Below are 21,344 nucleotides of genomic sequence, written 5' to 3'. Positions count from 1 at the left end.
CATGACCTACAGCCAGTTCGTCACCCAGGCGATATAATACGCGCCGGGAATGAAAACGAGCTGGGCGAGAAGCGTGCCAGCGACCCTTGACGTCACCATCGTCAATGATGTCCATTTTAAGGAAACATAGCTTCGCTTGCCCTTCGCGACATCATCTGCCAGTACGGATACTTTCGGGTCAACAAACACAGCCAGAAGCATGGTCGCAACCCCGTTGATTAATCCTGATGCCATCACGGCCGTCGTGCTGTGCTCAGGCGCCAGAAGGCCGGCGTACAGAGCGGACAGTACGCCGATCGTGTAAATAGACGTAATAACCATATTAATGACAAACAAGCGCTTCGGGATCATTCGGAATTGAAGCCCTTTTAAATAGGAAACTGACGGCAATCTGATATAAGAACGCGCCTGCTTCAGCCCGTTCAGTGAAAATCCTTTTTTAAATACCTGCATGACGGAGCCGCCTCCGTCCGCCAAATGTATAATCGCCCGGGTAAATAACGCAACAAATGTCGGCAGGAGGCAGATGCCGAGCATCGTTCCGACCGTGGAGCCGAATATTAAAAAGCGAAACTGGGCGCTCACAACAGACAGGGCATTTGATCCGGCGGCGTCAATCAGATGTCCGGTAAACGGCTGCTGGACCATGTTTGACATGCGGGACACAATGACCATGACATTAAATAATGACAGCGCGGACGCGATAAATCCGACTCTCGCGCCGGAAAGCCGTGTCGCATATGCAAGTGTTTCAATCGAATGTATCAACAGCAGAAAACAGAAGATAAACAGTACTTGTGAAGTAATAACGTGCAATGTATGATTCCTCCAAATCTTTTCATACTGATTAGACTCTGCAGACTGCGGCGAGGTTTCGGCCGGCCAAATAAAAAAACCGCCCGGATGTCCGGTGCGGTTTTGTCTTATTCTTTTCTTACGCAAATAAATAATATATGGTTTCCCGCCTTAGCCCGCGGGTGATTCGTACATTACAGTTCCGACAGAATCATTCTTCGAAAGTAAACACCATGGAAGTTCTTGAACACAAGACAACGAAAGCCCTACCTCTCAATCGTCACTGCGGCTCCGAAGCCGCGCCGGTGTGAATTGTAAAACAAAAAGTCTTTTTTCCATCTCTTCGTTAGGGGCGAATTTCAGAAGGAAAAGAATAAGCTCAGCTTTTTTTCAAGCTGTCCGTTGAAGCCTGAAGCTTCTTTATCAAAACAGAAAAAAGAAGTTTACTTTCTTTTTTATTTGCATGTTGTCACTTAGCAGTTAAGTATAACAGATTGCCCCTGAATGATCAAATGATTTATTAAAGTTCCAGCTCGGCCGGCGTTTTTTCGCCCGCGTTCATGAGCTTGATCTGCTTCGGTTCAATTTCAAGAATCACCAGATTCGGATCGTCTTTACCGTCGAACCAGCGTTCCAGTTTCGGATCCCACAGCTTTTCTTTTAAATCGGCTGAGTTGTTGACCTTTGCGGTTCCGGCTACTTCCACATAAGCGTCACCGAATCCTTCACAGTCATACCCCAACAAAATATGAACATTCGGATTGTTTTCAATTTCTTCCGCTTTATGAGTGTCTTTGCTTGTCGGCGTGTAAATCGTTAAGCCGTCATGGAAAAATGTCATATAGCGGGAATGCGGATTGCCTTGCTCTACAGTCGCAAGCGAACCGACTTTATGATGATCCAGCACTTCGAGCACTTTTTGTTTGATTTCATTCTGATTCATGAAGAATCACTCCTTTTTAACGTCTCCGCTGTTACTTTTCCACATCGGGGAGACATTTAAACCAAGAAATGTGCTCTTCTGCCGATCTTCGCTCCATTCACGCTTCAGCATGCTGTAGTTCACCGCGTCATGATAGGCGCCCTGTACGAAAATGCCTTCTCTCGTCAGTCCTTCTTTTTGAAATCCGAGCCGTTCCGCCACCGCCCTGCTTTTCGTGTTTTTTTCAGCGGCGCTGATCATGATTCGGTTCAGCCCGAGATCCTGAAATGCATGGGAAATGACTGCCCGGCAGCTCGCGGTGATGATGCCGAACCCTTCATGCTCTTGATCCAGCCAGTAGCCGATGTCCGCTTTTTGATTGGCTGCATCGACATTATGGATACTGATCATGCCGCAAAACCGGCCCTTCACAAAAATGCCGGCGTCGAAACCATTCTCTTCGGCGTATTTATAACGCCATTCCGGAATGATCACATCGCGGTACGTATCGATATCAGCCAGTTCTTCCGCCCAGCTGAGCCATTCGCTGAGATGGTTTTGATTTCGTTTTATAACAGAATACAATTCGTCCGTATCTTCTTTGGCAAGCAATCTGATCGTCAGATGTTCCCGGATTTGACAGGAAAACACGATCACACCTCCTTTCCTTTATTAGCCATTATACAGGTAAATTCATTTTTTTCCATACAAAAAAAGATGAGGCGCGCAGCCTCATCCTTAAATGCGCGGGTCGGTGAAAATGTCGTGATCATCCGTACTGGTCGATGACATTTCCGTAATGACCGCCCCTTCTTCTCCCGCTTGAAACCAATGTTTCGTATCCGGGGGAATGGTGTATTGTCCGCCCGGTTCAAGCACAATCTCATGCCAGACAGTGTAGTATTCCTTATCTTCTTCCGGCGGGAGGACGCTTGGGTGTTCTGTCTTTTCGCCTTCCACGTAGAGATACACCTTCCCCCAGCGGCAGCGGAATGTCTCTTGTTTTCCCTTTTCGCCGCTGACCGGCGGATGGCGGTGTTCGGGACACGTCTGGCGCGGAAAGAGCACCAATTCTTTCGAACAGTAACGGTCTGTATTCACGTAAATAAACAGCTGAAGCCCTGTTTCCTGAAGCTTGCCTAAGCCATAATCCATGATTTGAATGTCTTCGACTTCATCATCGGTCAGAACGATTCCCGCTTTTTGATAGTATGCATTCACATCATGCTTCGATATCGTCATGCTTCAGCCCCCTTATGTGGTCACAAATCCGCCGCCGTTGACATGCAGCGTCTGGCCGGTCATATAGGATGATTCATCTGAAGCCAAGAGCACATAACAGCCGACATGCTCAACAGGCTGGCCGGCCCGTCCCATCGGCGTATCCTGGCCGAAGGAAGCGACTGTTTCTCCTGAGAATGTCGCCGGAATCAGCGGTGTCCAGATCGGCCCCGGCGCTACGGCGTTGACGCGGATACCGTCTTTGACGAGCGCTTGCGCCATTGATCTCGTAAAACCGTTAATCGCGCCTTTCGTTGCCGTATAGTCGATCAGCTGCGGATTTCCTCTGTACGGATTAATGGATGTCGTATTGATAATTGCGCTGCCCAGCTTCATGTAATCAATCGCTTTTTTAGTCAAATAAAATTGTGAGTAAAAGTTGGTTTTAAAGGTTCTGTGAAACTGCTCGCTTGTTATGTCTTTAATGCTTTCTTTAGGATGCTGTTCCGCGGCGTTATTCACGAGAATATCGAGACGACCGAATTCTTCAACCGTTTTTTCAACCGCTTCGTTACAAAAGTCTTCCTCACCGACATCGCCGGAGATTAACAGGCATTTTACGCCTTCTTCCTCCACACGTTTTTTTGTATCTTCCGCATCTCCGTGTTCATCAAAATAGACGATTGCGACATTTGCGCCTTCCTTTGCGTAAGCAACCGCTACGGCGCGGCCGATACCGCTGTCACCGCCTGTGATAAGCGCGGTTTTCCCTTTTAATTTATCAGCGCCTTTATATTCTTTGTATTCGTAAACAGGCGCCGGCTTCATTTCGCTCTCAATGCCGGCTGGCGGTTTTGTGATTCCGCCGGGAATTCCTTCGGATAGTTGTTTTCCATGTCAAGTTCCTCCTTCTTGTTCGATGTCTTACTTCATGTCTACCTCGGCTGTCTGCCGGATAAACATAATTGAAACAGTTCAAAACGTTTTCGGAGAAAAATGTTTCACATGGAACGCACGAAAAAAACCCGGCGGGCAGCCGGGTTTTTGTTTTCAATTATGAACGGACCGCTTGTTTGCGGAGCACGTCTTTTTTCACTTTTCCAAGGTTGTTTTTCGGAAGTTCGCTGACGAACTCAATTTCCGGAATTTTAAAGGCAGCAAGACGTTCTTGAAGGAATCGTGTCACTTCTTCTTCTGTCAGGCCTTCTCTGCCGTTTGTCACGATAAACGCTTTCGGTTTTTCACCGTAAAGCGGATCAGGGATACCGACAACAGCCGTTTCGAGAATTCCCGGCACTTGCTGAATGACCTCTTCAATCTGGTCAGGATAAATATTATCGCCGCCGTAGATGATGACATCTTTATAACGTCCGGTGATAAAGATAAATCCGTCTTCATCAACATATCCGGAATCACCGGTATGGAACCAGCCGTCTTTCAGCACTTTTCGTGTCGCTTCTTCGTTACCTTCATAGCCTTTGAATAAAAACGGACTTGTCACAACGACTTCTCCGATTGAGCCTTGCGGAAGGACTTCTCCTGTTTCCGGATCTACAACGCGGACGTCCACTTCTTCCATCGGTTTACCCGCAGAAGCGGCTTTATCCATTCCCATTTGCGGATTCCAAGAGCTGATGCCCCATGCTTCAGTGCTTCCGTATCCGTGCATGAGCGGAATGCCGATGTCCTGATACTGCTGGATCAGGCTGCTTGGCACCTTTGTGCCTCCCGTCATCATATAAACGATAGAAGATATGTCAGTCTGATGCGTTTCCCATGCTTTCAGCAGGTATGTGTAATAAACAGGCAGCGCCATCACGGTTTGAATTTTCTCTTTTTCGATGAGCTTCAAGTTTTCAAGAGGGTCCTGATTGTCTGTCATAACGAATGTCGTTCCGCTCATCGTGCCGACCATCTGGCAAATAATCGCGCTCGTATGGTAATTCGGGTGGCATGCTAAGAAACGGACATGCTGCATTCTCCCCGTGTATGCCAATGTCGCATTTACGTAGTTGTATATGCCGCCGTGAGTGACCATGCAGCGTTTCGGATTGCCGGTCGTACCCGAGGTAAACATCAGCAATGCCGTATCGTTTTCAGACACTGTTTCGACGTCCGGTGTATCGCCGGAGCCTGTCAATAAAGCATCAAACTCAGGTGTTGTCTCTACAGCAGTTCCTGTCACGACCTTCAGTTTAAGGGAAGATTCAAGCGCAGGAAGCACCTCTTCCATAATCTCTTTAAATTCAGTGCCGTAAAAAACAGCTTTCGGCTCACAGGCTGCCAAAATGCCTTTCATTTCATACGGTGTTAATTGCCAGCTGACCGGCACAACCACCGCGCCGATTTCAAGTGCAGCAAACATAACGATGGATGAAGCGTGGCCGTTTTTGCAAAGCATCGCCACTCTGTCGCCTTTTTTTATTCCTTTATCAAGAAGCGCTTGTGCAAGCTGATTGATTCGTTTTCGATATTCCGCGTAGGTCAGGGTGTGCGCACCGCTTTTTACAGCTTCGATCTCTTCGCTATTTGAAATGTCATGCAGAATCAGATGCTGTAATGTCTTCATATTTTCATCTCCCATAATGATAAATCAAAAAAACTCTGTCAGATTTTCTTCCTCACGCAACCCATTTTAAACCAAAAAATATAACTTGTAAAACTATTTTGTTTTAGAACTATTCAATCGGTGAATGATACAATAGTCCCGTGTTTTTAGTTTCCTCCCTTCACTTTACCCTCATACATACGGAAAAAAACACACGCCTTATGAGGCGTGCGCTTCCTGTTCAGCGCTGTCCTTTCTCCTGAATGAAATGATAAAACAGCCTGTTTAAACGTTTGTATAAATCGGCTTCATCCTCTGTCTGAAAGGCTTTTATACTGGCTTCGGATTCAATAATGGCCGAACTGACCGCACTTAATATTTCCGAGCCTTCAGCGGGCATATCAGCCGGCGCCATCATCACCAAAGCGCGGTCGACGGTCAGGGAATTTCCGTCCATGCCTTTGACACTGCATGGAGCTGTCAAATCATAAATTTTGAAAAAAGGCGTGACAATTTCTTCATTTTTGAGATGGTAAAGCGCCATCGCCGTTCCCGGAATCCCGAGCCCTCCCTGTTCTTCACGTTCTGTGAGGAGCTGTGCGGTTTTTTTTGCATGACGGACAAATCCTTCTTGCTCAAGCACGCCAAAGAGATGGTTCAAAAACAACTCATACGCCATGTGTGAATCAATGGATTTGATCGAAAAGTTCCGCAGCACGCTTTGGATAACCGCCGCGTAATGCGCCATACGTCCGGCTGCTTCCAGCATATCAGGCGTCTCAGGCTGCTTCTCTTCTCTTTTGCTGTTTCTTTTTTTGTCAAGAATCAGCGGAATCTTTCTTTTGATGTACTGCTTGACCTGATCGGCGTCTTCTTCATTTAAAAGCGGACTGACCATGACGTAATCAATGTTTTCATACGGGATCGGCACGGTGGATACGATCATATCGTACGCCGAGGTGTCACGGTTCTTCAGTTCGATGAGGGAAGACATATCAAAGGAACGGATTTCCGGGAGCTCTTTTTTCAGTCTGGACGCGAGCATTTTGGACGACCCGATGCCGCTTGAACAGACGATCAGCGCTTTGATCTTCGCCTCTTCCCGTTTGATTTCCAGAGCGGAGCCGAAGTGAAGAACGATGAAAGCGATCTCATCATCAGGAAAACGAAGCCCCGGAAAGAATTTTTCCATTCCTTCTTCTACGGCCATATACAGCAGGAAGTAGTCGCGTTTAATTTGCTCAGTCATCGGGTTGTACATGTCGATACTTTCTTTCACCCGATTGATCGCAGGCTCCAGATGGGCGATTAAACCGTCATATAAAGAGCCGTTTTCCGTCAGATCAATTTTTATTTTTTCAGAAATGAAGCCGATCAGCTGCTTCGTTTGCAAGGCCGTTTCAACTTCAATGTTTTCCGGTTTGAATTCGGTTTTGTATTTGCGGTTGGCGCTCCGCAAATGAATGGTGATATAGCCGATCTCCGCCTCAGGAATCGAAACACCGAACGCTTTTTCAAGCTCTTTTGCCATTTCGAGCGCGGAGCCGTATTCCTTCGTCTGCTGCAGCGCTTTTAGTTCCGAAGCTTCCATCGTGATGGTTTCTCCGAGTCTGATCCGGTCCATCGCAAAGGTTAAATGAACCGCCAGCGCCATGTAAGAGCTGTCAGATAAAGCGATCGCGATTTTTTCCTTGAGCTGAATCAAGAGCCGGTCCATTTTCAAAAGTTCCGCTTTATTTACAACGCCGAACATCTTTTCAGCAGCGTCGGGTTTCCCTTTAATATTGAATTCAACCGCTTCCAAAAAGGTTTGAATATCAAGGCGGTTGACCATGAGATTGCCGACGATTTTCCGTTTCGCATTTTCCGGTCCCGTCAGCTGAATGCCGAAGCCCCTTTTTCGGATCAGCGTCAAGCCGAAGGGAGCAATCCAAGTCTCCAGCTCATCGAGATCATAACTGATCGTCGCGTTTGTCACTTGGAGCTCGTTCGCCAGACTGTAGAGCTTGATCGGCTCTTGGGACTCTAATAGCGAACATAGGATTAAAAGTTTCCGCTCCTCCGCGCTGTATTCCTGCTGTTCATAGGACAGCTCTGACAGGAGCTTCTGTTTATCTTCCGGTTTTCCCACCGCTTTCAGTCCTTTGCCGGGCTGTTTATCAAGTGCCAAGCCGAATGATTTCATCATCGGTTTGATTGTTTTTAACTCGCGGTGAACGGTTCTTGTGCTGACTTGTAAAGCTTCTGCCAGTTCATGCACTGTCTCGTATCGGTTCTGCAGTAAAAGATGTTTCATTAATTTTTGTTCTCTCGCTGTCATATACATGAAACGCGCCTCCAGATTTTCTAGTTGTGAGAGGTATGGCACATGGGGGGTGCTGCCGGGGAAAGTAGTGTAACTTCTAATATAAAACGCTTTCAAAGAATATACAACCATTTTCAAATGGCAATTTGGCACTGGTCCGTGTGACAGTATTGAATAAGAAAAATGTGTCAGATAATATGCCGTGACGTTTGTTTCTCTTGATCCGCACGGCTATACTTCAAAGTGACCTTACTTGTTTTTTGACATTGCACACCACATAAACAAACGCCCGGGAAGATAGCCTTCCGGGCGTTTGTTTTGGTTATGGAATATCATAACCTTGGACAGCTGTATAGATCCGAAACCACTGATCATGGCTGAGCTTGTACGCTGAAGCACGCACCGCCGCGGAAATGCGGTTCTGTTTTCCGCTGCCGACAATCGGCATGATGTCTGCCGGGTGGGTGAACAGCCATGCGTACATGACTTCATCAATGGAGGCGGCGCCGATTTCTTCCTGCACCGAAATAAGCGCGGTACGGATTCGGACGTCCTTATCCGATTGTCCGGTAAAGACGCTCCCGCCCGCAAGCGGTGACCACGCCATCGGCGGAATGCGTTTTTCCTGACAGAAATCCAGCGTGCCGTCATGAAAATGTTCCAGCTCATAAGCCGAGATTTCAATTTGGTTCGTGATGAGCGGTTCATCCAAATAGGATTCGAGCATTCTGTACTGATGCGCTTTAAAGTTCGATACCCCGAAGTATCTGACCTTGCCTGAGCTTTTCAGCGCATGAAACGCTTCAGCTACAGCCTCCGGGTCCATAAGCGGGTCCTGCCTGTGAATGAGCAGCACATCCAGATAATCCGTATTCAGATTCAAGAGCGACTGCTCCGCCGACGCTAAGATATGAGACTTCGACGTATTATAATGATGCGACTTGTTTCCGGGCCGTTCCGGCGACTCAATGACAATCCCGCATTTTGTGACGATTTCGATTCGCTCCCTTATTGAGGGCGAAAGGGATAAAGCGCCGCCGAACAGCTTTTCACACGTATAACTGCCGTATATATCGGCATGGTCGAAGGTGGTGATGCCTTGGCTGATACACCATTCAATCAGATTCAGCAGCTCCCCGTCCGAATAATTCCATTCGTTCAGACGCCAAAGCCCGTGTATCACTCTTGAAAATTCCAGATCTTCAGCCAATTGAATACGCTGCATGTGAAATCCCCCTTTTTCTTAGTGAGCCTCTTGTATCTCTGTTTCAGGAATTGCCCATGCTGTTTCATTCTGCTTCGGCGGCCGATTTTCCTTTCAGCCCGGAAAAATCGTCATTTACCGGTTCTGAAACTGCTGTTTCGCTTTTTCAACGACGTAATGGCTTCCGCCGCGTTTTTTGACGTCTTGAATCATCATGGCGATCAAGAGGTCTTTCTTTTTATAGTCGTAGCCGACAAACCAGCCGTTTTCTTTGCCGTCTTTATCTTCTTTAGACGTTTTCAGCTCGGCTGTACCGGTTTTTCCGGCTACGTTAATGCCGCTTACGACCGGCTGATATGCAGAGCCGCGCGGATCTTCAACGACGCCTCTCAGCCCTTTTGTGATTTCTTCGGCATTGGCTTTGGATACCACTTGCTTATGCCAGATTTGCGGTGTTTTTTCTCCGTCTTTGATTAATGTCGGTTTGACGAGATTTCCGTCTGTTACAAATGCGGTATAGTCAGCCGCTAAATGCAGCGGAGACATCAGCATCTGCCCCTGGCCGTAGCCCGTATCTCCGAGAAGAATCTCGGAATCAAGCTTGCCGTTAGCGATTGACGATTTTTCAATCGGAAATTGGTATGGAATGTCTTCATCAAAACCAAATGATTTTAATCCTTTTGTAAACGCGTCAGCTCCGGCATCTATGGCATTTTGCGCAAAGTAGATGTTGTCCGAGGTAATCAGCGCGTTTTCGAGATCCACTTCATTCAGACGCTCTGATACGCGTGTGACATGGTAGCCGCCCCAGCTTGAATCTTTCTGCCACTCTTTTCCGGTGATTTTTTTCTTTTCTGATGCTTTCAACGTTCCGTTTGTCAGGCCGACTGCCGCGGCAATCGGTTTAATCGTTGATCCCGGCGCATAGAGTTTGTTGAATTTCGCTGAAAACGGATTGTTTTTATCTTCATTCAGCTTTTTCCATTCTTTGCTGTTCCAGCCGAAGATAAAGCCGTTCGGGTCATAAGACGGAGCGCTGACAAGCGCGAGGGTCTCTCCCGTTTGCGGTTCGAGGGCGACTGCCGCTCCGCTGTCATCTTTCATGGAATCATACAGCTTCGTCTGCGTTTTCATGTCAATCGTTACATGAATATCCTGCCCGTTTTTGGCTTTCTTTTCAGCGATGACCTCACCCGTTTGCGGAACGTAAATTTTCCAGCCGGTCGTGCCGCGCAGCTTGTCTTCATATACATTCTCAAGGCCGGCGATGCCGATTTTGGAGGTGTCGCTGTATTGGCCGTCTTTTGCTTTTTTCAGATCCTCCGCTGTGATCGTTTTAATATACCCGGTCAGGTGGGCCGCTTTTTCGCCGTACGGATAGTAGCGGGAGCTGACTGTCGTTTTCGTCACGCCGTCTAATGAAAGCAGGCTCTTGACCTTGCTTTCGTCATCCGGTCTGATTTTTTGAACCGGGACATAGGAGTCGTCTTTTACCCAGCCCTGATTCAGCTTGCTTTTTATATCGTCTTCAGAAAGGTCCAGTTTTTCAGACAGTTTTTTGATTACGCTGTCTTTATCCTTGCCGAGTTTTCCCGGAATAATGCCGATTTCCGGCACCTCCGTATTCACAGCGAGGCCTTTGCCGTCTTTGTCGTAGATTTGCCCGCGCTTCGGTTCTTCATTTGCGATCTGCACGGTTTTGTCGTCGGAAAGCTGTTTGAAAATAAAAGAAGGATTCCAGTCGATGTTCCATGCTTCTCCATCGTCTGTTTTTTCTTTTTTCAGGACGGCCGTGTTTTCAAAGGCGACCTTCCCTGCTTTTGTATCCATGCTGACTTTATAATCGATGTGCTGAAGGTCATCTTTTTTCTTATCGTCTTCGTCCTGTTTTTCGGCAGTGACTTTCAGATTTTTGACCCCTGCTTGTTCATAGATGGTTTCATATCGTTTTACAAAATCCTTTTTGGACAATTTTTTCTTTTCATCCTGTGTGAGGCTTTGGTACATCTTATCGTAATGACCGCCGTTCCAGTCTTTCACGAAATCTTTCATTCTGTCTTCGGCCGACTCCGTTTTCGAACAGCCGATCAAACCTAGGATTCCTGCGAGTAAAAGTAATAGGTATAATCCTTTTTTCACTGTTAATTCCCCTGCCTTCCAATTGTTATTTTCTCCTAAATCAAATCAGGCTGGCAAGGATTTTTTTCTTATAGCGTTTAAAATTTTTTTGTTTTTCCAGCCATCACGGTCCATATACTTATACAATGTATCTATTAAAAAAGGGGGAATTTCAGATGATCAGAGAAGCAGCCATGCTGCATGTAAAAGAAGGCTTTGAAGGGGAATTCGAAGAGGCATTCCGCCGGGCGGAGCCGATTATATCGGGCATGAAAGGTTATCTGTCCCATTCCTTGTCCAAATGTATGGAAAAGACGCATAAATATTTGCTGCTTGTGGAATGGGAGACATTGGAGGATCATACAAAAGGCTTTCGCGGATCACCGGAATATCAGGAATGGAAAGCCTTACTTCACCGTTTTTATTCACCATTTCCCGTTGTGGAACATTTTGAGGATCTATCAAACTCAGATCGCGTGAAGCGTAAAACCGATTAAGGAGATCGACCATACAAAAACAGCGGTATAGATATTGAATCTCCCCGAACCGTCGTTTTCCTTCCGCTTTTCTTCCAGTCCCTGAATGAACATGACCGCACCGAGAAACACGAGCATAACCGGCTGTATGACAGAGGTATGTTCCGCATACGTAAATGCGGCGGCCGCAAGTATAATAATCAGCATCGCGAGTGACAGTTTTAAGGCGCGCAGCAAAGCAATCCATCCTTTCTGTTATCATTTTTTGAACACAATTCTATTTCTGTCTTTATCCCCCATTATTCTAGCGTACTTTTTGCACGGATAGAACGAAAGTCGGACAATTTTAAGTTTGTTTTAAGGAGAACGAAAAGCGCGCTCCCGATGAAAAGGAGCGCGCGGTTATGAGCGGGCGAGGCTTCCGTATCCGAGCCCCCGCAGGACGCATGCCATGACTTCATATCCTCTGCTGTTGGGATGTACGCGGTCATGAGAGAGATATTCGTTCAGCTTTCCTTTGAAAGCGCTGTGGACATCGGCAATTTTGACGTGCGGCGCTGATGCGAGTGTGCTGAGGTGCGCATTATAAGAAGATATCCATTTTTCCGCAATGGAGATGCCCGGAAAAGGATTGTATAAATTGAAAACGCGGATCTCATAAGGAGAGGGGTGCGTTTCTTTTAAGGCAGCGATCTTGGCAATCATCTTTTCAAAGTTCTCATGGCAGTGACGGGACACGCCGGCGAACACCGAAGCGTCTTTCGTTTGCTGATACGCCCGAACCGAATCGATCAAATCGTTGCCGCAGCCCGTAATCGTAATCATATCAGCAGCCTGAATCCGCCTCTGAATGTACGGCAAGGACATAAGCCCGAGAATTTCTCCCGTCTCAAGGCCTGACTTGGCAAAGATGGATACCTCGGTCCTTGTCTGTAAATCTTCTGCCATCATACACCCGAACCGCTGAACAAAGCCGGGGGAAAACGGCCCGGATCCCCTTCCCGTCGTCAAAGAATCCCCTAGCGCCGTATAAACAAGTCCCATTTACTTTCCTCCACTCATTACTGTCGATATTGTAATGTACGCGAGCGAAGGAAAATTGGCTCGGTCAATACCCCAATTTCTCAGAAATATGCTGTGCCGCGGCTTTGACCTTTTCCGTTAAATACGGCAGCCGATCCTCTGAAAACCTGGCTTCAAAGCCGGCGATGCTGATTCCCGCCGCCACCTTTCCTTCGTGGTTGAAAATAGGCGCCCCAATCGCCGCCGTGTAATCCTCTAATTCCGAATAGCTGATCGTATACCCTGATTGTAATGACGTTTCAATAGATTGAAGCAGTTCAGCCGGATTCGTCATCGTGCCTGAGGCAATTGCGGCAAACTCTGTCTTCTGAAGGTATGTGTCAATCTCCTCTCTCGGCAGAAACGATAAAATGCTTCTGGCGCACGCCCCCGCGTACAGCGGCGAGCGGCGGCCGATTGCGGTAAACAGCCGGACGGTTTGGGTGCCTTCAATTTTTTCAACGTAAATGGCTTCATCGCCGTCCCTCATAATCAGCTGAACGGCTTCATCCACTTCACCGCACAGCTCTTCCATTATCGGCTTGGCTATTTTCCTGATGTCCAGACGCTCAGAGACAAGCTGGCCGAATTGCAAAAAGATCAGACCCAGCTGATAACGGCCGTCCGCTGCCCGGGTGAGAAATCCCATTTCCTCCAGTGAACTTGCCATCCGGTGAACCGAGGTCTTCGGCATCTCCGATCGAGAAACAAGCTCATTTAGGCTCAGGCTTGGTTCAGTCAGAAACAAATGAAGCAGCTCCATTGATTTGATGACGGTTTTGTTTTTGTTTTCCATGGTCTTTAGCCCCTTTGTCAGATCAGCCATTCCATTTTGAGCCTGGCTTTCAGCTCCTTTATCTGCTGTTCCCTCTCCAAAAGCAGCATTTCCGCTTCCTCCAGCGAAACGGCCGAGAACGTGATATGTTCGCCCGGCATCGTTTGGGCGGCAAGAGGAAGATCGGCGGATATAATATGCGCCATTCGCGGGTAGCCTCCCGTCGTCTGCCTGTCAGCCAGCAGAATAATCGGATTGCCGTCCGGCGGCACCTGCACCGTCCCGAATGTCACGGCCTCAGATACCATTTCAAGCGGCTCCTGTAATTCAAGCGGAGCGCCCTTCAGCCGGTAGCCCATTCGGTCGGACTGCGGCGTGACCGTAAACGGCTCCTTGTAAAAACGTGATTTTGCTTCTTCTGTAAAAGCATGAAATTGCGCCCCTTCAAGCATACGAATGACCGGATTTTTTTTCAGCGGCAGAAAACCTCTGCTGCTGACAGACCAATCAGGTGCTGAGAAACCATGCTGCCCGAGAGAATCGCTCAAACGGTGCGCGATGATTTCCGAGCACTGCGTCATACTGCCGAGCGGAAGTTCATCATCCTTTTGCAGGGCTCTTCCGTAAAAGCCGCCGATCCCCGCTCTGACATACGTGCTTTTGCTTTCCATGACGGCGGGCACGTCAAATCCCCCCGCGACGGCGAGATAAGCGCGGCTCCCCATCTTGCACGGTCCAAATGAAACAACGCTGTTTTCCTTTACAAGAACCGGTTTCCACAGAGGGGCCGGTTCTCCATTAATATGAAAGGCGAAATCAGCCCCCGTGACGGCAATGACTGCCGGTTCTGAAAGCTCAAAGGAAGGACCGGGCCCCATTAGCGTAATTTCCAGTCCTGCTTCTGTTTCTTTATTTCCGGCAAGAAGATTGGCAATGCGCAGAGAGATCGTATCCATTGCGCCGCTTCCCAGTACACCGTATTTCTGGTACCCCGTTCGCCCCGTATCCTGAATCGTCGTCAGAAGACCGGGCTTCACCACTTTCATGCTCATTCGGCTCCCTCCTTGATGCGGCTGTATTCTTCTGCTGTGATTCGGACGAATTTCACCGTATCGCCCGCTCTCAACAGGCTTGGCGGATGTTCTTCCGGCCTGAAAAGCCGAAGCGGGGTGCTGCCGATCAGCTGCCAGCCGCCGGGAGTGGATATCGGATACACACCGGTCTGCATTCCGGCGATTCCTACTGAACCGGCCGGGATTGACGGCCTTGGCGACGACTTTCTCGGCGCTCTGATCCGCTCAGACATTCCTCCTAAAAACGGAAATCCCGGCGCGAATCCGAGCATATAGACGAGATATTCGCCTTCGGTATGAATGCGGATGACGTCTTCCGGCGTCAGATCGTTCATCTTAGCGACCTCTTCTAAATCAGGACCGAAATCACCGCCGTAGCAAACGGGGATTTCCATTACCCGGCGCTCTTTTTGCCTGTCGGTCTTTAAATGGCTGAGGCGTTCTATCACTTCTTTCTTGGCCAATGCAAAAGGAGAGACGCCTTTTTTTATATTTGAGACGGCATACACATCATAAAAGATCGTTAAGCTCGTAAATGCCGGGATACATTCAACGAAGCCCGGAAACGGCCGTTCTTCAATACAGGCCGCCGCCGCATGAACCCGGCTGTTAACCTCTTCGCTGATTTGCCCGCCAAAGCGGATGATAACGGCGGAATCACCGTGCGGCTGTATATCAAGCGCTGTATTGCCGCTATACTGCATCATTGTCATCACCTCGTTGTTTTCTTTCTCACTTACAGAACAGCAAGCGATTCATTCCGGATATCGGTGATCAGCATGTGCCCCGGTGAATGCGTCATCACGATCTCAGGCTTTGCTTCCATGATCACCGCCTGCGGTGTAACGCCGCACGCCCAGAATACGGGAACTTCGCCTTCCCGCACCGTCACGGCATCGCCGAAGTCCGGCTGATTCAAATCGCTGATGCCGATGCTTTTCGGATTTCCGATGCTGACGGGGGCGCCGTGTACGGCGGGAAAACGTGACGTGACCTGCGCCGCGCGGACTGCAAGCCTTTCCGGAATCGGCCTCATGCTGACGACCATCTTTCCTGAAAACCGCCCGGCCGGAACACAGTCAATGTTTGTTATATACATGGGAACATTCACTCCCTCATCGATGTGCCTGATGGGAATTTGCTGATTGATAAGGGCTTGCTCGAATGAAAAGCTGCAGCCGATCAAAAACCCGACAAAATCATCCTTCCAATACCGGGTGATATCCGTTACCTCTTCAGTAAGCACGCCATGCCGATAAATCCTGTACTTCGGAAAGTCCGTCCGGATATCAGCTCCCGGCGCCGCAACAGCCGGTACGGGTGAGCCCGTATCCGTCACGTCAAGCACCGGACACGGCTTTTGATTGCGCTGGCAGAATAAGAGAAAATCAAAGGCAAGATCCTTTTGCAAAACGACGAGATTGGCTTGTGCATAAGAAGCGGCCCATCCTGCCGTCGGCCCGGTCATCTGCCCCTTCCTGATAAGCTGTCTGACTTCTTCGGGAGTCATGTCACTCATATGTTTTTTCATGTCATCAGCTCCATAGCTGCGGCAATTGCGAGAATAATGTATAGATGCCCATAATCGCCATGACAACGACGACTGTCGCCCCCGCAATAGTGAGCCAGACTGGATGCTTGTAATCGCCGACGATTTTTTTCTTATAAGCGCCCAACAGAATCATCGCTAACGCAAGCGGCAGAATTAAACCGTTAAGCGAACCGACCGCGACCAGAATTTTGGCAGGCTGGCCGATCGTGACAAAAATGAGCGTGGATACGATGATAAAACCGATAATGACGCCGTGTGAATGCTTTTCGATTTTTGCCGAGAACGATTTGAAGAATGACACCGATGTATATGCCGCGCCGATGACGGACGTAATAGCGGCAGACCACATGATGACGCCGAAAATTTTATAGCCGACATTTCCCGCTGCAAGCCGGAATACAGAAGCCGCGGGATTATCGGGATCAATACGCAGGCCCTTTGAGACGACGCCGAGCACGGCGAGAAACAGGGCAATCCGCATAATAGATGTAATTAAGACACCTGTGATGGAGCTTTTCGTGACCTGAGGAATGACTTCCTTCCCTTGGATGCCTGAATCAAGTAAACGGTGGCCGCCGGCAAATGTAATGTATCCGCCGACCGTGCCGCCGACAAGGGTCACGATCGCCAGCACACTGATATGATCAGGCATAAAGGTTTTCGCAACGGCGTGTCCGACCGGCGGGGCCGTCGTTACGGCAACATACACCGTTAATATGATCATGACGATTCCGGCGATTTGCATAAAACGGTCCATGACTTTTCCGGCTTCCTTTATGACGAAAATCAGAACCGCGACCGCAGCGCTGATTAAAGCGCCGATTTCCGGTTTGATCCCGAATAATACTTGAAGGCCGAGACCCGCGCCGCCAATGTTTCCGATATTAAACGCAAGTCCGCCGAGCACGACCAGAAAAGCAATGGCATAACCGGCGCCCGGGAGCACCATATTTGCAATCTCTTGGCCGCGCTTTCCGGAAACTGCGATAATCCGCCACACATTGGTCTGTGCGAAAATGTCCAAAATAATGGAGATTAAAATGATAAAGCCGAAGCTTGCCGCCAATGTATTGGTGAACGTGGCCGTTTGCGTCAGAAAGCCGGGCCCGATTGAAGATGTCGCCATCAGAAATGTCGCGCCTAAAAGCAGCGACCATCTGCCGGGAGCCTTTCCGGCTGTTTTTTTCTTTTGTTCCATGCTGTCTTCCTCCCTCTGCTGCTCAGTCTTTTGCAAGCGCGCTGATTTGAATGTCAGCCGCTTTTAGTTCTTTTCTGATCGTTTTTGCGAATGTGAGCGCATGGGCGCCGTCTCCGTGAATACAGACGGTGTCCGCTTTCAGGTTTACAGCTTGTCCCTCCGCAGATGTCACCGTATTGTCTTTCACCATTCGGATCACTTGCCCGACCGCTTTTTTGTCATCCTGAATCAGCGCATCCGGCTGTGAACGCGGCGTCAGCGTGCCGTCTTTCTGATAGGTGCGGTCCGCAAACACTTCACTTGCCGTCTGCAGTCCGATTCGGTCCCCCGCTTTAATCAGCTCGCTTCCGGAAAGTCCGAATAAAATAAGTCCGGGATCAAAATGAAAAACCGCTTGAGCGATCGCATCTGACAGACCGCGGTTGACGGCGGCCATATTATATAAAGCGCCGTGCGGCTTCACATGCTGCATCGCGACACCTTCTGCTTTTAAAAATCCTGACAGCGCGCCGATTTGGTACAGTGTCAGATCATACGCTTCCTCGGGCGTAATCGCGATCTGCCTCCGCCCGAATCCCTGAAGATCGAACAGCCCGGGATGAGCGCCGATTTTCACGCCTTTCTCCGCCGCAAGCGCAACTGTTTTGCGCATCACGGTGGGATCACCCGCATGAAAGCCGCAGGCGATGTTTGCAGATGTCACATAATCCAAAATCTCTTCATCAAACCCGATCTTATAAGCACCGAAACTTTCTCCTAAATCACAATTGATGTCAATCTGAAACATAAGATCCCTCCTGTATTGTAAACGTTTTATTTTATTATCATTCCGCTATTCGGAACGACTATTCCGAATTATTGGACTTTTTTCATTATATCAATTCTGACAGATTTGAACATCCTTTTGTCAGAAAACCTACCATGGACCTAGTCAGAAATGTGACAAAACAAAAAAGAGAGCCTCATACAGAGACCCTCTTTTTTCTATTACAGCACCCAGTGGCGGATCGCTTTGGCGACCCCGTTTTCCGTGTTGACATCAGTCACCCAGTCAGCCGTTTCTTTCACGATGTCCTGCGCATTTCCCATGGCGACGCCGACGCCCGCCTTTTCAATCATGGCAATGTCATTCAGACTGTCGCCCATTGCCATCACATTTTCCATCGTGAAGCCGAGTTTTTCCGAAACCTTCGCAAGCGCTGCCGCTTTATTAATGCCGAGCGCATTGACTTCGATATTGATCGGGCTGGAGTTTGTGATTTCGAGCTCCTTGTTTTCCTTCAGCTCTTTCAGCACCTCATTCCGCACATCGTCATCCTCGATTTCAAATCCGAACTTGAGCCACTGGTGATCCGTAATCGTTTCCGGGAATTCCCCTCTCCATACTCTATCGACGGTAGAGGCCCAGAAATTCGTGTTGTGCTTATTTCTCAGATCCCATAATTTTTGAATATGATCGGTATGAAGAAGCTTGCGCTCAACCAGCTCAAAGTTGGAATCCCAGATTTCGCTGCCGTTTGCCGTAATTAAAAAGGATGACAGCTCGAGAGACTCAGCCAGCTCGCGGCAGGTCATCAGCGTGCGTCCTGTGCTGATGACGACGTGAATTCCTTTCGCCTCCGCTTCCTTGATCGCCCGCCGGTTTTCCTCCGGGATGAGCTGCTCGTCATTGAGCAGGGTTCCGTCCATATCAATCGCGATCAGTTTAATATCTGCGTCTTCTCTTTGTATCGGCATATATGTACCTCACTTTTTATAATGTAGTCGTTTCTATTTTAATACATATGACCCACAGGAACAAAAAACCGCTCCCAGACGTTTGGCGGGGAGAACGTTGAGGAAAAGAACTATTGAGGTGATGAAGGATGAAAGAAAGAAAACAGAAGAACAAACCGAATGAAAATCCTGAACATCATGATTTAACCGATCCGATTCCGCTGGAAGAGCTGAAAGAAAACGCCAATGACGAAAAACACAAACACGACCAAAGGGACAATTCACAAAGTGAAAGAGATTATGATACAAAATGACGGGCTTGTCCGAAAGCCGCCGCTGAAGGCGGCTTTTTTTATGATGGCTGGATAAATATGCTGATCTCAGCTTCCGCCACAGGCTTCCCGGCAACGGACGCTTTCGCCCGGCCGAATACAAACCCGCGCCTGATTCGCGTGACTTCAAACAAAAGATCCAGACGGTCTCCCGGCAAAGCGGCACCTAATCTTTCCGCTTTCTTCACCGCAGACAGCAGGCCGAGGCTGTTTTCACCTGTAATTCCCGCGCAGGCGGCCGTTTGGGCCATTGCTTCAACGATGAGCGAAAACGGCATCTCTCTTTGTGATTCTGACATAAACCAGTCATTTTCACTGATGTATTTATAAGCTTCCGCCCATTTTCCGGCTTCGCTGTTCTTCGTGCCGTCAATCAAAAGAAACGGATAACGATGGGGCAAAAGCTCCTCATTCATCACGCAGCCTCCCTTCCCTCACATTATAACAGAAGAAAAAAACCCGCGTCCCCCGATGCGGGTTCATCTTATTGATTCAGCTTTTTAAGTACGATGCCGTGCAGCGGTTCATGCGGCTGAATACCGCAAATGTCTTGAAGAACCGCGCTCGTGCCTTTTTCCGCGATAAGCTTTTGCAGCTCAACCGCTTCCGGATCACCCTTATAGTCAAAGCGCAGGGCGGCGGCGATGCCTTCTGCCAGCGCGTTCGGCTCTTTTATTTTTTTGGCCGGCCCTACTAATCTATCATTCGCTCCGAGTTTTCTGAGCGGTGATCTGGCGACCCTCGTCACATCATCCGTGATGTATTCATTTTCAAAACGGCTGATGATTTTCTTCATGTACTGCTCGTGTTCGGCTTGCTTAAAGCCGTACGCCTTTACCAGGTACTCGCCCGTTTCTGAAAGGGCATCGTACACGACACGCCGGATTTCGGGATGGTCGATGGCTTCTTTGACGGTTTTTAATCCGCGCTGATAGCCGACGTACGCCGTAACGGCATGGCCGGTATTGACGGTAAACAGCTTCCGTTCAATAAACGGTGTAAGATCATCAGTAAACAGCGCGCCTTTCAGTGCCGGCTGACCGCCGGAAAAGCCGGTTCTGTCTATGACCCATTCAAAAAACGGCTCTACGGATACTTTCAGCGGGTCCTCATGGTGCTGAATCGGCACGATCCGATCCACCGCGGAATCCGGGAAGCCGACCGTCTGATTCACCAGTTCCCGCTCCGCTTCCATCAAATGTCCGAAAACCTCTTTTTTCAAAAAACTGCTGCCGCCGATCATATTTTCACAGGCGATGATATTCAGAGGTTCAGAGGACGTTCTGCGCTTCAGCCCTTCCGCAATTGACGGGGCGATGAATTTGAGAACGTTCGGCCCTACTGCCGTCGTAATGATCGCCGCGTCATTGATCAGCCTGTACAGCTCTTGTTCTTGCTTCGCGCTGTTGATGGCTGAAACGGGGCCGATGGTTTCTGTCTGCCGGCCGCCGTCGGCAAGCTCCACGGTATATTCCTTCTTTTCATTAAGAAGGCTGACCATCGTTTCATTCACATCAGCGAAAACAACCTCATAGCCGGAATGATGGAGCAGGGCGCCGATAAAGCCCCGCCCGATGTTTCCCGCTCCGAAATGAAGGGCAATCATGTCAGTTCACCTCGCTGAAAATAGCGGCCAGTTCTTCTTCCGTTTTTGCACTGATCAGCCGTTCGATGTTTTCTTCCTCTGAGCAGATGATGGCGATGTTTGACAAAATGTCTAAGTGCTCATTGTTTTTTCCGGCGATACCGAAAACGACCTTTGCCGTATTGCCTTCACCGTATTCAACACCATTCGGAATCTGGATGATGGAAATGCCTGAATGAAGCACTTCTTCCTTCGCGTCTTCCGTGCCGTGCGGGATCGCAATGAAATTCCCCATAAAAGTGGATGATGTTTCTTCACGTTCGAACATTTTTTCCACGTAGCCGTTTTTCACGTAACCGTTATCAATTAATGTCTGTCCCGCCAGGCGGATGGCATCCTCTTTTGAGTTCACTGTTTGGTTCAGTTTGATATTCGCTTTAGCCAATACTTCCATGATGAAAA

General features: G+C 48.7%; 22 protein-coding genes and 1 pseudogene. 2 read left to right on the top strand and 21 right to left on the bottom strand.

The features are described from left to right. Positions 1-6 precede the first annotated feature (6 nt). The 9 genes and pseudogenes from BAMF_RS22380 to BAMF_RS22340 all read right to left on the bottom strand — a co-directional run bounded on the left by BAMF_RS22380 (position 7) and on the right by BAMF_RS22340 (position 11,134). On the bottom strand, positions 7-816 hold the full coding sequence (locus tag BAMF_RS22380; RefSeq protein WP_013351047.1) for a lipid II flippase Amj family protein: 810 nt from the start codon (positions 814-816) through the stop codon (positions 7-9). A 499-nt stretch (positions 817-1,315) separates the two neighbouring features. Then, positions 1,316-1,738 carry a pyridoxamine 5'-phosphate oxidase family protein gene (locus BAMF_RS22375; protein ID WP_013351046.1) on the bottom strand — a complete coding sequence of 141 codons (423 nt, stop codon included), beginning with the start codon at positions 1,736-1,738 and terminating at the stop codon, positions 1,316-1,318. Between the two features lie 6 nt (positions 1,739-1,744). Further along, positions 1,745-2,368 (bottom strand): GNAT family N-acetyltransferase, encoded by a 624-nt coding sequence (locus BAMF_RS22370; protein WP_013351045.1) that lies wholly within the window; start codon positions 2,366-2,368, stop codon positions 1,745-1,747. An 87-nt stretch (positions 2,369-2,455) separates the two neighbouring features. Further along, positions 2,456-2,959, bottom strand: coding sequence for a D-lyxose/D-mannose family sugar isomerase (locus BAMF_RS22365; RefSeq protein WP_013351044.1), 504 nt, complete (start codon positions 2,957-2,959; stop codon positions 2,456-2,458). A 12-nt stretch (positions 2,960-2,971) separates the two neighbouring features. Then, positions 2,972-3,834: pseudogene (locus BAMF_RS22360) on the bottom strand (SDR family oxidoreductase). A gap of 158 nt (positions 3,835-3,992) precedes the next feature. Further along, a complete protein-coding gene (locus BAMF_RS22355) occupies positions 3,993-5,507 on the bottom strand; it encodes a class I adenylate-forming enzyme family protein (protein WP_013351042.1) in 1,515 nt (504 codons plus the stop codon). A gap of 220 nt (positions 5,508-5,727) precedes the next feature. After that, positions 5,728-7,812 carry a BglG family transcription antiterminator gene (locus BAMF_RS22350; protein ID WP_013351041.1) on the bottom strand — a complete coding sequence of 695 codons (2,085 nt, stop codon included), beginning with the start codon at positions 7,810-7,812 and terminating at the stop codon, positions 5,728-5,730. Between the two features lie 301 nt (positions 7,813-8,113). Beyond that, positions 8,114-9,016 carry an aldo/keto reductase gene (locus BAMF_RS22345; RefSeq protein ID WP_013351040.1) on the bottom strand — a complete coding sequence of 301 codons (903 nt, stop codon included), beginning with the start codon at positions 9,014-9,016 and terminating at the stop codon, positions 8,114-8,116. 114 nt (positions 9,017-9,130) lie between these two features. Beyond that, on the bottom strand, positions 9,131-11,134 hold the full coding sequence (locus BAMF_RS22340) for a penicillin-binding transpeptidase domain-containing protein (protein ID WP_013351039.1): 2,004 nt from the start codon (positions 11,132-11,134) through the stop codon (positions 9,131-9,133). Positions 11,135-11,289: 155 nt separating this feature from the next. Here BAMF_RS22340 and BAMF_RS22335 point away from each other — a divergent pair, with 155 nt between their 5' ends. Continuing rightward, a complete protein-coding gene (locus BAMF_RS22335; RefSeq protein ID WP_013351038.1) occupies positions 11,290-11,610 on the top strand; it encodes an antibiotic biosynthesis monooxygenase family protein in 321 nt (106 codons plus the stop codon). Here BAMF_RS22335 and BAMF_RS22330 read toward each other — a convergent pair. The 9 genes from BAMF_RS22330 to BAMF_RS22290 form a co-directional block, all read right to left on the bottom strand. Then, on the bottom strand, positions 11,581-11,796 hold the full coding sequence (locus BAMF_RS22330) for a YczI family protein (RefSeq protein ID WP_326373844.1): 216 nt from the start codon (positions 11,794-11,796) through the stop codon (positions 11,581-11,583). The genes BAMF_RS22335 and BAMF_RS22330 overlap by 30 nt on opposite strands. Before the next feature lie 195 nt (positions 11,797-11,991). Then, positions 11,992-12,633, bottom strand: a complete 642-nt coding sequence (locus tag BAMF_RS22325; RefSeq protein ID WP_013351036.1) for a GDSL-type esterase/lipase family protein — start codon at positions 12,631-12,633, stop codon at positions 11,992-11,994. 64 nt (positions 12,634-12,697) lie between these two features. Next, a complete protein-coding gene (locus tag BAMF_RS22320) occupies positions 12,698-13,447 on the bottom strand; it encodes an IclR family transcriptional regulator (protein WP_013351035.1) in 750 nt (249 codons plus the stop codon). Positions 13,448-13,464: 17 nt separating this feature from the next. Then, the gene (locus BAMF_RS22315) at positions 13,465-14,472 is read right to left on the bottom strand and encodes a 5-oxoprolinase subunit C family protein (RefSeq protein ID WP_088030669.1); all 1,008 of its coding nucleotides are present in this window, start codon (positions 14,470-14,472) and stop codon (positions 13,465-13,467) included. A 2-nt stretch (positions 14,473-14,474) separates the two neighbouring features. Further along, positions 14,475-15,206: a 5-oxoprolinase subunit PxpB gene (gene pxpB, locus BAMF_RS22310; RefSeq protein ID WP_013351033.1), complete on the bottom strand. Its 732-nt coding sequence runs from the start codon at positions 15,204-15,206 to the stop codon at positions 14,475-14,477. 29 nt (positions 15,207-15,235) lie between these two features. Beyond that, on the bottom strand, positions 15,236-16,009 hold the full coding sequence (locus BAMF_RS22305; protein WP_232469726.1) for a putative hydro-lyase: 774 nt from the start codon (positions 16,007-16,009) through the stop codon (positions 15,236-15,238). Positions 16,010-16,034: 25 nt separating this feature from the next. Next, positions 16,035-17,249 (bottom strand): NRAMP family divalent metal transporter, encoded by a 1,215-nt coding sequence (locus BAMF_RS22300; protein WP_013351031.1) that lies wholly within the window; start codon positions 17,247-17,249, stop codon positions 16,035-16,037. 22 nt (positions 17,250-17,271) lie between these two features. Beyond that, on the bottom strand, positions 17,272-18,036 hold the full coding sequence (locus tag BAMF_RS22295; protein WP_013351030.1) for a 5-oxoprolinase subunit PxpA: 765 nt from the start codon (positions 18,034-18,036) through the stop codon (positions 17,272-17,274). A 200-nt stretch (positions 18,037-18,236) separates the two neighbouring features. Continuing rightward, entirely contained in the window at positions 18,237-18,986 is a 750-nt protein-coding gene (locus BAMF_RS22290) for a Cof-type HAD-IIB family hydrolase (protein ID WP_013351029.1), read from the bottom strand. A gap of 128 nt (positions 18,987-19,114) precedes the next feature. On the opposite strand from BAMF_RS22290, the gene BAMF_RS41135 reads away from it, so the two are divergent. After that, positions 19,115-19,279, top strand: a complete 165-nt coding sequence (locus tag BAMF_RS41135) for a hypothetical protein (RefSeq protein ID WP_003156294.1) — start codon at positions 19,115-19,117, stop codon at positions 19,277-19,279. A 38-nt stretch (positions 19,280-19,317) separates the two neighbouring features. On the opposite strand, the gene BAMF_RS22285 is transcribed toward BAMF_RS41135, so the two are convergent. From BAMF_RS22285 to BAMF_RS22275, 3 genes are all read right to left on the bottom strand, one after another. Then, entirely contained in the window at positions 19,318-19,713 is a 396-nt protein-coding gene (locus BAMF_RS22285; protein WP_013351028.1) for a 3-hydroxyacyl-ACP dehydratase FabZ family protein, read from the bottom strand. Between the two features lie 68 nt (positions 19,714-19,781). Next, a complete protein-coding gene (locus BAMF_RS22280; RefSeq protein WP_013351027.1) occupies positions 19,782-20,903 on the bottom strand; it encodes a mannitol-1-phosphate 5-dehydrogenase in 1,122 nt (373 codons plus the stop codon). 1 nt (position 20,904) lies between these two features. Continuing rightward, complete coding sequence (locus BAMF_RS22275; RefSeq protein WP_013351026.1) at positions 20,905-21,336, bottom strand: PTS sugar transporter subunit IIA; 432 nt, start codon at positions 21,334-21,336, stop codon at positions 20,905-20,907. Positions 21,337-21,344 lie beyond the last annotated feature (8 nt).

This window comes from Bacillus amyloliquefaciens DSM 7 = ATCC 23350 (genome assembly GCF_000196735.1).
Classification (GTDB): Bacteria; Bacillota; Bacilli; order Bacillales; family Bacillaceae; genus Bacillus; species Bacillus amyloliquefaciens.
The sequence above is the reverse complement of the archived record's forward strand: the minus strand, read 5'-3'. Positions and strand labels throughout refer to the sequence as shown.

What these genes read in the sequence shown, in the direction of transcription:
- BAMF_RS22375 (WP_013351046.1), bottom strand. Translation starts at nt 1,738, where the DNA reads ATGAATCAGAATGAAATCAAACAAAAAGTGCTCGAAGTGCTGGATCAT.
- BAMF_RS22365 (WP_013351044.1), bottom strand. Translation starts at nt 2,959, where the DNA reads ATGACGATATCGAAGCATGATGTGAATGCATACTATCAAAAAGCGGGA.
- BAMF_RS22355 (WP_013351042.1), bottom strand. Translation starts at nt 5,507, where the DNA reads ATGAAGACATTACAGCATCTGATTCTGCATGACATTTCAAATAGCGAA.
- BAMF_RS22350 (WP_013351041.1), bottom strand. Translation starts at nt 7,812, where the DNA reads ATGTATATGACAGCGAGAGAACAAAAATTAATGAAACATCTTTTACTG.
- BAMF_RS22345 (WP_013351040.1), bottom strand. Translation starts at nt 9,016, where the DNA reads ATGCAGCGTATTCAATTGGCTGAAGATCTGGAATTTTCAAGAGTGATA.
- BAMF_RS22335 (WP_013351038.1), top strand. Translation starts at nt 11,290, where the DNA reads ATGATCAGAGAAGCAGCCATGCTGCATGTAAAAGAAGGCTTTGAAGGG.
- BAMF_RS22330 (WP_326373844.1), bottom strand. Translation starts at nt 11,796, where the DNA reads ATGCTGATTATTATACTTGCGGCCGCCGCATTTACGTATGCGGAACAT.
- BAMF_RS22325 (WP_013351036.1), bottom strand. Translation starts at nt 12,633, where the DNA reads ATGGGACTTGTTTATACGGCGCTAGGGGATTCTTTGACGACGGGAAGG.
- BAMF_RS22320 (WP_013351035.1), bottom strand. Translation starts at nt 13,447, where the DNA reads ATGGAAAACAAAAACAAAACCGTCATCAAATCAATGGAGCTGCTTCAT.
- BAMF_RS22315 (WP_088030669.1), bottom strand. Translation starts at nt 14,472, where the DNA reads ATGAAAGTGGTGAAGCCCGGTCTTCTGACGACGATTCAGGATACGGGG.
- pxpB (WP_013351033.1), bottom strand. Translation starts at nt 15,206, where the DNA reads ATGATGCAGTATAGCGGCAATACAGCGCTTGATATACAGCCGCACGGT.
- BAMF_RS22305 (WP_232469726.1), bottom strand. Translation starts at nt 16,009, where the DNA reads ATGACTCCCGAAGAAGTCAGACAGCTTATCAGGAAGGGGCAGATGACC.
- BAMF_RS22300 (WP_013351031.1), bottom strand. Translation starts at nt 17,249, where the DNA reads ATGGAACAAAAGAAAAAAACAGCCGGAAAGGCTCCCGGCAGATGGTCG.
- BAMF_RS22295 (WP_013351030.1), bottom strand. Translation starts at nt 18,036, where the DNA reads ATGTTTCAGATTGACATCAATTGTGATTTAGGAGAAAGTTTCGGTGCT.
- BAMF_RS22290 (WP_013351029.1), bottom strand. Translation starts at nt 18,986, where the DNA reads ATGCCGATACAAAGAGAAGACGCAGATATTAAACTGATCGCGATTGAT.
- BAMF_RS41135 (WP_003156294.1), top strand. Translation starts at nt 19,115, where the DNA reads ATGAAAGAAAGAAAACAGAAGAACAAACCGAATGAAAATCCTGAACAT.
- BAMF_RS22285 (WP_013351028.1), bottom strand. Translation starts at nt 19,713, where the DNA reads ATGAATGAGGAGCTTTTGCCCCATCGTTATCCGTTTCTTTTGATTGAC.
- BAMF_RS22280 (WP_013351027.1), bottom strand. Translation starts at nt 20,903, where the DNA reads ATGATTGCCCTTCATTTCGGAGCGGGAAACATCGGGCGGGGCTTTATC.
- BAMF_RS22275 (WP_013351026.1), bottom strand. Translation starts at nt 21,336, where the DNA reads ATGGAAGTATTGGCTAAAGCGAATATCAAACTGAACCAAACAGTGAAC.